The 9,887-nt window shown below is 71.6% G+C and carries 9 protein-coding genes and 1 riboswitch; of the genes, 7 read left to right on the forward strand and 2 right to left on the reverse strand.

The window, feature by feature from the left end:
• The 6 genes from B7767_RS15680 to B7767_RS15705 form a co-directional block, all read left to right on the forward strand.
• A partial coding sequence (locus tag B7767_RS15680; RefSeq protein WP_373408217.1) for a DUF881 domain-containing protein occupies positions 1–859 on the forward strand: 859 nt, incomplete at its 5' end.
• Positions 860–920: 61 nt separating this feature from the next.
• Positions 921–1,853 (forward strand): FHA domain-containing protein, encoded by a 933-nt coding sequence (locus B7767_RS15685; RefSeq protein ID WP_085572729.1) that lies wholly within the window; start codon positions 921–923, stop codon positions 1,851–1,853.
• A gap of 38 nt (positions 1,854–1,891) precedes the next feature.
• A complete protein-coding gene (locus B7767_RS15690) occupies positions 1,892–2,632 on the forward strand; it encodes a MerR family transcriptional regulator (protein ID WP_085572730.1) in 741 nt (246 codons plus the stop codon).
• Between the two features lie 84 nt (positions 2,633–2,716).
• A complete protein-coding gene (locus B7767_RS15695; protein WP_030833746.1) occupies positions 2,717–3,190 on the forward strand; it encodes a bifunctional nuclease family protein in 474 nt (157 codons plus the stop codon).
• 178 nt (positions 3,191–3,368) lie between these two features.
• Complete coding sequence (locus B7767_RS15700; protein ID WP_107486114.1) at positions 3,369–4,052, forward strand: MerR family transcriptional regulator; 684 nt, start codon at positions 3,369–3,371, stop codon at positions 4,050–4,052.
• A gap of 59 nt (positions 4,053–4,111) precedes the next feature.
• A complete protein-coding gene (locus B7767_RS15705; RefSeq protein ID WP_085572732.1) occupies positions 4,112–5,503 on the forward strand; it encodes a DNA polymerase IV in 1,392 nt (463 codons plus the stop codon).
• Positions 5,504–5,513: 10 nt separating this feature from the next.
• On the opposite strand, the gene B7767_RS15710 is transcribed toward B7767_RS15705, so the two are convergent.
• A complete protein-coding gene (locus B7767_RS15710) occupies positions 5,514–5,888 on the reverse strand; it encodes a PRC-barrel domain-containing protein (RefSeq protein ID WP_085572733.1) in 375 nt (124 codons plus the stop codon).
• A 114-nt stretch (positions 5,889–6,002) separates the two neighbouring features.
• A riboswitch (glycine riboswitch) is annotated at positions 6,003–6,098 on the forward strand.
• 174 nt (positions 6,099–6,272) lie between these two features.
• Between B7767_RS15710 and gcvP the strand changes: the two genes are divergently transcribed.
• Positions 6,273–9,158, forward strand: a complete 2,886-nt coding sequence (gene gcvP / locus B7767_RS15715) for an aminomethyl-transferring glycine dehydrogenase (protein ID WP_085572734.1) — start codon at positions 6,273–6,275, stop codon at positions 9,156–9,158.
• Between the two features lie 51 nt (positions 9,159–9,209).
• On the opposite strand, the gene B7767_RS15720 is transcribed toward gcvP, so the two are convergent.
• On the reverse strand, positions 9,210–9,887 hold a 678-nt coding region (locus B7767_RS15720; RefSeq protein WP_143652477.1), incomplete at its 5' end, for an ABC transporter ATP-binding protein.

Below are 9,887 nucleotides of genomic sequence, written 5' to 3' on the forward strand. Positions count from 1 at the left end.
GTCCCCGCCGAGGCCCGCTCCGGACGCCTCGCCCGCGGCCGGCCTGCGCAGGGAACTGCCGGCGGAGGTGCCCGCCGGGGCGCCCACGCGGGCGCCCGCACCCGCGGAGGAGGGCGTTCCGAAGCCCCCGTCCGGCCTGACCGGTCGGCAGCGGCTGGTGAAGGGGCTGTGGCCGCCGCGGGTGACCCGGGCCCAACTCATCGTCGCCCTGCTGCTGTTCGGACTCGGTTTCGGCCTGGCCGTCCAGGTGGCGTCCAACAGCGACAGTGACAGCGCGCTGCGCGGCGCACGTCAGGAAGATCTTGTGCGCATCCTCGATGAACTCGACGACCGCACAGAGCGTCTTGAGGACGAGAAGCAGGGACTCGAGAAGCAGCGCGACGAGCTGGAGAACAGCTCCGACCAGGCCGAGGAGGCCCGCAAGCAGACGATCGAGAAGGAACGGCAACTCGGCGTGCTGGCGGGCACCGTGGCCGCGCAGGGGACCGGGATCACGATGACCATCGAGGACACGAAGGGGACGGTCGAGGCGGACATGCTGCTCGACGCCATCCAGGAGCTGCGTGCGGCCGGCGCCGAGGCGATCCAGGTGAACGATGTGCGGGTGGTGGCGGGCACCTACCTGACGGACTCCGGGAACGGTGTCGGCGTGGACGGGAACAAGATCACCACGCCCTATCGTTTCAAGGTCATCGGCAAGCCGCAGGACCTCGAGCCGGCGCTCAACATCCCCGGAGGCGTGGTGCAGACTCTCGAAAAGGAACAGGCCACCGTTACCGTGGAGCGGTCGACCAAGATCGTCGTGGACGCCTTGCGGGTGGTGAAGCGGCCTGACTACGCTCGGTCGTCCTCCCAGTGAACCGGCGGTGCATGCGGGACGTCCGGCGAGGGCATGAGGTTGCGGGGGGTCGGCGCACCGAATGGGTGGTGCGTGGTGGAAACTGTCTGGCGGAGGCGGACGTTGTGAAGATGTCCGGGTCGGCCAATGTGTTCAGTCAGGGTTCGTCCTGCCCCACGGGCGGGTCTGTTTCGGTCAAGGGGAATCGCCCGTGAAGTTGTTTGCGAAGTTGTTCGGCAAGAGCGCGCGGCGAGAGGGCAGCGACAACGCGACCGCTCGTCATCGCGCACAGCCTGAGGCGGAAGGTCAGCGTCCGCTGTACCGGGACCAGGTGGGTCAGGGCGCGCCGTCCGTTGACCCCGCACAGTCGGGCGGCATAGGTTTCGGGCAACCGTCGACCTCAGGTACGGGTGGAGGGTTCTCCGACCCGTACGCGTCCCACGCCCCCGGGGGGCAGCCGCGGCAGGAGGATCCGTCCATGTCGGCCCTGGTGTGTACGAGGTGCGGCAACCGCAACGCGGAGAACAGCCGCTTCTGCTCCAACTGCGGCGCGCCGCTGAGGCCCGGGGTCACCCCGGAGCGCCCCTCGGAGACGACGTCCACGATCTCGATCTCCGGTCTCGAGGCCTACGACGCGGAGGCCACCGGCCAGACGCCGACGCCGATGCTCTCTCCCGAGGCGCAGGCGGCCGTCGACGCGCTGCCGGTGGGTTCCGCGCTCCTGGTCGTGCGCCGCGGGCCGAACTCGGGCAGCCGCTTCCTGCTGGACGGCGACCTGACCACGGCCGGGCGTCACCCGCAGAGCGACATCTTCCTGGACGACGTGACGGTCTCCCGCCGGCACGTGGAGTTCCGGCGCGGCCCGGACGGCTCCTTCACGGTGGCCGACGTGGGCAGCCTGAACGGCACGTACGTCAACCGGGAGCGGATCGACCAGGTCGCCCTGTCCAACGGCGACGAGGTGCAGATCGGCAAGTACCGGCTGGTCTTCTACGCGAGCCAGCGGGGCTACTGACCCCCCCCGGATCCGTCCGGGGACCCGAGGGAAGGTTCATGGTTCAGACACCGAGCGGCGGTGCCGGCGACGGCGCCGCCGCCGCGGGCACCGGACTGATGAGCATCGGCACGGTGCTGAGCGTGCTGCGCGAGGAGTTCCCCGAGGTCACCATCTCCAAGATCCGCTTCCTGGAGTCGGAGGGACTGATCGAGCCGCAGCGGACTCCCTCGGGGTACCGCAAGTTCAGCGCCGGGGACGTCGAGCGCCTCGGCCACGTGCTGCGCATGCAGCGCGATCACTACCTGCCGCTCAAGGTGATCCGTGAGCACCTCGACGCCATGGAGCGCGGCGAGGCCGTCCAACTGCCGGTGCTGGGCCGTCCGGGGGACGGGGACACCGCTCAGGAGCCCGCCGCCGAGGGGCCCACGGCGGCGCGTATCGGACGCGGCCGGCTGCTGGCGGCCGCCGGCATCGACGAGCGGACGCTCGCCGAGTGGGAGTCGTACGGGCTGCTCGCCCCGGTCGAGGACGGCATGTACGACGCCGAGTCGGTCACCGTCGCCGGGCTCATCACCGAGCTGGGGCGGTTCGGGATCGAGCCGCGTCATCTGAGGGCGATGAAGGCCGCCGCCGACCGTGAGGCCGGTCTGGTGGACCAGGTGGTCGCCCCGCTGAAGCGCCACCGGAACCCGCAGACCAGGGCCCACGCGCAGGCGCGCACGAAGGAGCTGGCGGGGCTCACGGTGAAGCTGCACGCGGCGCTGGTGCGGGCGGCGCTCGGGATACGGCTGCCCTGAGAGAGAGCGGCGCGCCGGCCCGGATCGGCCACCCGTTCCCTGCCCGACTACCCAAACGTCCCGGGCACGGCCTAGGGTTGCTGTGTGAACGAGCTCGATGTCGTAGGTGTCCGGGTCGAGATGCCCTCCAACCAACCGATCGTGCTGTTGCGTGAAGTGGGCGGCGACCGCTACCTCCCCATCTGGATCGGACCGGGGGAGGCGACGGCCATCGCCTTCGCCCAGCAGGGCATGGCACCCGCACGGCCGCTGACCCACGACCTGTTCAAGGACGTGCTGGAAGCCGTCGGACAGGAGCTCACGGAAGTACGCATCACCGATCTGCGTGAAGGCGTCTTCTACGCGGAGCTGGTGTTCGCCAGCGGGGTCGAGGTGAGTGCCCGCCCCTCCGACGCCATAGCGCTGGCCCTGCGCACGGGTACGCCGATCTACGGCAGTGACACGGTGCTCGACGACGCCGGGATCGCCATCCCGGACGAGCAGGAGGACGAGGTGGAGAAGTTCCGCGAGTTCCTCGACCAGATCTCGCCGGAGGACTTCGGAAGCAGCAACCAGTGAGGGCGGCCGTCGGCCGCCGGGGCCCACGCCGAGGGCATTCGGCTAGCCTTTCCCCGCGGTGAGGTACGGGAAACCACTCTTAGGGTGATTATCACTCGGCGTGCCGAGTGTGGCGATCGTTGACGCACCCTTGGTGACTGCCTACCTTCGAGGAGGCAGGTCAAGGACGGAGGTCGGCGTGAGAAGCAGCGGCGACGGTACGGCTGGGGGTGCCCCCGGACGCGGTTTCGGGGCGAGCGGGCCGTACCCTCCCCAGAGCTCCCGGCTCCGTCCGAGCGGGGGGCATCCCGTGCACGGCGGTGCGATCGACCAGGCTCCGCAGCGACCGACGGCTGTGCCGAGCAGCGGAGGGGCGACATCCATGGCGTCCGAGCAGATCGGCTACCGGGGGCCCACGGCCTGCGCCGCCGCCGGTATCACCTACCGGCAGCTCGACTACTGGGCCCGTACGGGCCTGGTCGAACCGAGCGTGCGGCCGGCCCACGGATCGGGCACGCAGCGGCTTTACAGCTTCCGCGACGTCGTCGTACTGAAGATCGTCAAGCGGTTCCTGGACACGGGCGTCTCCCTGCAGAACATCCGCACCGCGGTGCGGCATCTGCGTGAGCGCGGCTTCAGCGACCTGGAGCGCATGACGCTGATGAGCGACGGGGCCACGGTCTACGAGTGCACCTCGCCCGACGAGGTGCACGCCCTGCTCCAGGGTGGCCAGGGCGTCTTCGGCATCGCCGTGGGCGTGGTGTGGCGGGACGTGGAGAGCGCGCTGTCCCAGCTGCACGGGGAGCGCGTCGACACCGGGGAGACCCTGGTCGGGCACAACCCGATGGACGAGCTGGCGCGGCGGCGGAACAAGGCGGTCTGAGGCCGTCCGGGGCCGCCCGGGAACGGCCGTTGTCAGTGGCGTAGGGCAGCATCGGAGATGTGAGATCCGCGCCCACGATCCTGCACCTCGACATGGACGCCTTCTTCGCCTCGGTGGAGCAGGCGTCCAAGCCGAGCCTGCGCGGGAAGGCGGTCGTCGTGGGCGGGCTCGGGCCGCGGGGGGTGGTGGCCACCGCCTCGTACGAGGCACGGGTCTTCGGTGTCCACTCGGCGATGCCCATGGCGCAGGCCCGGCGACGCGCGCCGAACGCCGCGTACCTGGTGCCGAGGTTCGCTCTCTACCGGTCGATCAGCGAGCAGGTGATGGGGTTGCTGCGGGCCCTGTCACCGCTGGTGGAGCCGCTCAGCCTGGACGAGGCGTTCGTGGACCTGGAGGCCGGCGGCGCGGCCTGGGACGAGCGGTCGGCGCGGCTGGCCGGGGCGAAGCTGCGCGCGGACATACGGGCGGCCACGGGGCTCACCGGGTCGGTGGGGCTCGCGGCCTCCAAGATGCTGGCGAAGATCGCCTCGGAGCAGGCGAAGCCGGACGGGCTGGTGCTGATCGAGCCGGGCACGGAGCGGGCCCTGCTGGGGCCGCTGCCGGTCCGCACCCTGCCGGGCGTCGGACCGGCGACCGGTGATCACCTGCGGCGGGCGGGGATCCACACGGTCGACGAGCTCGCCGAGGCCGGGGAGGACGAGCTCGTACGGCTGCTGGGCAAGGCCCACGGCCAGGCTCTGTTCGCGATGGCGCTGGCCCGGGACGAGCGGCCCGTGGTGGCGGAGCGGGAGACCAAGTCGGTCTCGGTCGAGGACACCTACGACGTGGACATCCACGACCGGGTGCGGGTGGGGACGGAGGTGCGGCGGCTCGCGGACCGGTGCGTGCGCAGGCTGCGGGAGGCGGGCCTGTCGGGGCGGACCATCGTGCTGAAGGTGCGCCGGTACGACTTCTCGACCCTCACCCGGTCCGAGACGCTGCGGGGCCCCACGGACGATCCGGCGGTGGTGCGGGAGGCGGCCGCGCGGCTGCTGGACTCGGTCGACACGACGGGCGGCGTGCGGCTGTTGGGCGTCGGGGTCAGCGGGCTGGCCGACTACACGCAGGAGGACCTGTTCGCGCAGGCGGCGGGCGTACCCGCCGACGAATCCCCGCACGAGGAGGCCGAGGCCGCGCCCGCGCCGGAGCCGGAGACGCCCGCCGAGCGGCGCTGGCCGGCGGGGCACGACGTACGGCACGCCGTGTACGGGCACGGATGGGTGCAGGGGAGCGGGCTGGGCCGGGTCACGGCGCGCTTCGAGACACCCGGCTCGGAGCCGGGCCGGGTGAAGACCTTCCGCGTCGACGACCCGGCTCTGCAGCCGGCGGAACCGCTGCCGCTGGTGTCCCGGAGACCCGGGGAGGACGAGGGCGCGGGGGCCGGCGGAGGGACGCGGACGGAGAGCCGGTGAGCGGGGTGGATCAGGCCGGTTTGTCGTTCCCGGCGAGTTTGCCGAAGTCGCGGTCCGGGAGGGGCGGGGGAGCGGCGAGGTCCAGGCCGTAGTGGTGGTAGAGCTGGAGTTCCTGCTCGGGGGAGAGGTGGCGGCCCACGCCGAAGTCGGGGGCGTCCTTGATGAGGGCGCGGTCGAAGGGGACGTGGAGGGCGCCGTCGACGAGGTCGCTGGGTTCCAGGGGGACGAAGGCGTCCCTGCTGAACAGGCCGGTGCGTATCGCCGCCCACTCCGGCACGCCGGTGGCGTCGTCGAGGTAGATCTCGTCGATGGTGCCGATCCGGGTTCCGTTGCGGTCGAACGCCTTGCGGCCGATCAGGTGGCGCGGATCGATGTCGGTCTGCACAGGCCCTCCACTGTTCGCAAACTCATCCGTAAGCACTACAAAACGGCACAATCGGCTGGACGGCCACTCGAAGGTTCTGGTGTGGTGCTCGCTGGTACGCTGGCAAACGGCTGCTGACCCCGTGCGGGAGAGCCCTCCGAACATCATCGGAGGCGCCGAAGGAGCAAATCCTCCCCGGAATCTCTCAGGCACACGTACCGCACGGACGAGGTCACTCTGGAAAGCAGGGCGGGTGTCGACGGCTTCCGCTCTCACCGACGGTGAAAGCCGGACGCCTTCGGGCCGTCCGGTGAAGCTCTCAGGTCGAGATGACAGAGGGGGAGGCCGTTCGGGCACCCGCGCCGTGGTGCCCCTCGAAGGTCGTCGGACCAGGAGGCCTCCTCAATGACCGCCCCTCGCACTCCGCTCTCCGAGCTCGAACAGGGAATCCCCTTCGAGCAGCGCCACATCGGCCCCGACCACGAGGCCCGGGCCAAGATGCTCGCGCAGGTCGGCTACGGCTCGCTGGACGAGCTGACGGCCGCCGCCGTGCCGGATGTCATCAAGAACGCCGACGCGCTGGACCTGCCGGGCGCACGGAGCGAGGCCGAGGTGCTGGCCGAGCTGCGTTCGCTGGCCGACCGCAACGAGGTGCTCGGCTCCATGATCGGGCTCGGGTACTACGGCACCTTCACCCCGCCCGTCATCCTGCGCAACGTGATGGAGAACCCCGCCTGGTACACGGCGTACACGCCGTACCAGCCGGAGATCTCCCAGGGGCGGCTCGAGGCGCTGCTGAACTTCCAGACCGTGGTCGCCGAGCTGACCGGCCTGCCGACCTCGGGCGCCTCACTGCTCGACGAGGGCACCGCCGCCGCCGAGGCGATGGCTCTGTCGCGGCGCATGGGCAAGAACAAGAAGGGCCTGTTCCTGGTCGACGCGGACGCGCTGCCGCAGACCATCGCCGTGATCGAGACCCGTGCCGAGCCGACCGGCGTCGAGGTCGTCGTCGCCGACCTGAGCGAGGGCATCCCCGCCGAGGTCGCCGAGCGCGAGATCAACGGCGTACTGATCCAGTACCCGGGCGCCTCCGGTGCCGTACGCGACATCAAGCCGGTGATCGACCAGGCGCACGAGCTGGGCGCGCTCGTCACCGTCGCCGCCGATCTGCTCGCCCTCGCGCTGCTGAAGTCGCCCGGTGAGCTGGGCGCGGACATCGCGGTCGGCACCACGCAGCGCTTCGGTGTGCCGATGGGCTTCGGCGGGCCGCACGCCGGCTACATGGCCGTGCAGGAGAAGATGGCGCGCAGCCTGCCCGGACGGCTCGTCGGCGTCTCCGTCGACGCGGACGGGCACAAGGCGTACCGCCTCGCCCTCCAGACCCGTGAGCAGCACATCCGCCGCGAGAAGGCCACCAGCAACATCTGCACCGCCCAGGTGCTGCTCGCCGTCATGGCCGGGATGTACGCGGTCTACCACGGCCCGGAGGGACTGCGGCTGATCGCCCGGCGCACCCACCGGTACGCCACCGTCCTCGCCGAGGGCCTGCGGGCCGGCGGGGCCGAGATCGTGCACGGCTCCTACTTCGACACGCTGACCGTGCGCGTCGCCGGGCGGGCCGCCGAGGTCGTCGCCGCCGCCCGCGACAACGGCGTCAACCTGCGTCTCGTCGACGCCGACCACGTCTCGATCGCCTGCGACGAGACCACCACCCGGGAGCGGCTGACCGCCGTGTGGAGCGCCTTCGGCGTCGAGGGCGACACCGAGGCCCTGGACGCGGCCGCGCGGGACACGCTGCCGGACGCCCTGCTGCGTGACGACGAGTACCTGACCCACCCCGTCTTCCAGCAGCACCGCTCCGAGACCGCGATGCTGCGCTACCTGCGCCGGCTCTCCGACCGCGACTACGCGCTGGACCGCGGCATGATCCCGCTGGGCTCCTGCACCATGAAGCTCAACGCGACCACCGAGATGGAGCCGGTCACCTGGCCCGAGTTCGGTCAGCTGCACCCCTTCGCGCCCGCCGAGCAGGCCCAGGGCTACCTCACGCTCATCCACGAGCTGGAGGAACGTCTCGCCGAGGTCACCGGCTACGACAAGGTCTCCCTCCAGCCCAACGCCGGCTCCCAGGGCGAGCTGGCCGGTCTGCTCGCCGTGCGCGGCTACCACCGGGCCAACGGCGACGAGCAGCGCACCGTCTGCCTGATCCCGTCCTCCGCGCACGGCACCAACGCCGCCAGCGCCGTGATGGCCGGCATGAAGGTCGTCGTCGTCAAGACGTCCGACGACGGCGAGATCGACGTGGCCGACCTGCGCGCCAAGATCGGGCAGTACCGCGACGAGCTGTCCGTGCTGATGATCACCTATCCCTCGACGCACGGCGTGTTCGAGGAGCACGTCGCCGACATCTGCGCCGAGGTGCACGAGGCCGGCGGCCAGGTGTACGTGGACGGCGCCAACCTCAACGCGCTGGTGGGTCTGGCCAAGCCGGGCCACTTCGGCGGTGACGTCTCGCACCTGAACCTGCACAAGACCTTCTGCATCCCGCACGGCGGCGGCGGCCCCGGCGTCGGCCCGGTCGGCGTGCGGGCGCACCTCGCCCCGTACCTGCCGAACCACCCGCTGCAGCCGGAGGCCGGCCCGGAGACGGGCGTCGGGCCCGTTTCCGCGGCGCCGTGGGGTTCGGCGGGCATCCTGCCGATCTCGTGGGCGTACGTCCGTCTCATGGGCGGTGAGGGCCTCAAGCGGGCCACCCAGGTGGCCGTGCTCAGCGCCAACTACATCGCCAAGCGCCTGGAGCCGCACTACCCGGTGCTCTACACCGGCCCCGGCGGGCTGGTCGCGCACGAGTGCATCATCGACCTGCGCCCGCTGACCAAGGCGACCGGCGTCAGCGTGGACGACGTGGCGAAGCGCCTGATCGACTACGGCTTCCACGCGCCGACGATGTCGTTCCCGGTGGCCGGCACGCTGATGATCGAGCCCACCGAGTCCGAGGACCTCACCGAACTCGACCGGTTCTGCGAGGCGATGATCGCGATCCGCGCGGAGATCGAGAAGGTCGGCTCCGGCGAGTGGCCCGCGGACGACAACCCGCTCCGCAACGCCCCGCACACCGCCGCCGCGCTCGGAGGGGAGTGGGACCACGCGTACGCCCGCGAGGAGGCCGTCTTCCCGGCCGGGGTGAGCGCCGCCGACAAGTACTGGCCGCCGGTGCGCCGCATCGACCAGGCCTTCGGCGACCGGAACCTGGTCTGCTCCTGCCCGCCGCTGGACGCGTACGAGGACTGACACACGACGAAGGGGGCCCCTCCACAAGGGGGCCCCCTTCGTCGTGTGCGGCTACGCCGGGTACGCGTGCGTCTGCGCCGCCTTGACCGCCGCCCAGACCGTCGCGCCCGGATGCAGGTCGAGTTCGGCCGCGGCGACCGTGGTGAGGTCGGCGGCCAGGGCGAGTTCGCCGGTGAGCTCCGCGCGGATCTGATCCCCGTGGGTCTCCAGACCGGCGACCTCGCAGCGCCAGAGGTTGCGGGCGCTGGAGCCGGTCGGCCGGTCCCGGTACAGGGTGACGGCGCCGGGCGGGAACGCCACGAAGGCGGGCCCGGAGAGGTCCTCCGTGGTGCTCACGGCGGGGCCCGCGTCGAGCCGCACCGTGTGGCCGTCGGCCCGCCCGCGGTACAGGTTGAGGCCGACGAGCTGGGCGATGTACTCGGTGCGCGGGTGGCGGGCGATGTCGGAGGGCGTGCCCTCCTGCACGATCCGCCCCCGCTCCACGACGACCAGGCGGTCGGCGAGCACCATGGCGTCCAGCGGGTCGTGCGTGACCAGGACGGCGACGGCCTCGAACGCGGCCAGATGGCGACGGAGCTGCGCGCGCACCTCCAGCCGGGTGCGGGCGTCCAGGGCGGCGAGCGGTTCGTCCAGGAGCAGCAGCCGGGGACGGGTGACCAGGGCGCGGGCGAGGGCCACGCGCTGGGCCTGGCCGCCGGACAGCCGCCGGGGCTTGGCGCCCGCGTGGCC

Origin of the sequence: Streptomyces sp. 13-12-16 (assembly GCF_002114215.1) — a bacterium.
Taxonomy (GTDB): domain Bacteria; phylum Actinomycetota; class Actinomycetes; order Streptomycetales; family Streptomycetaceae; genus Streptomyces.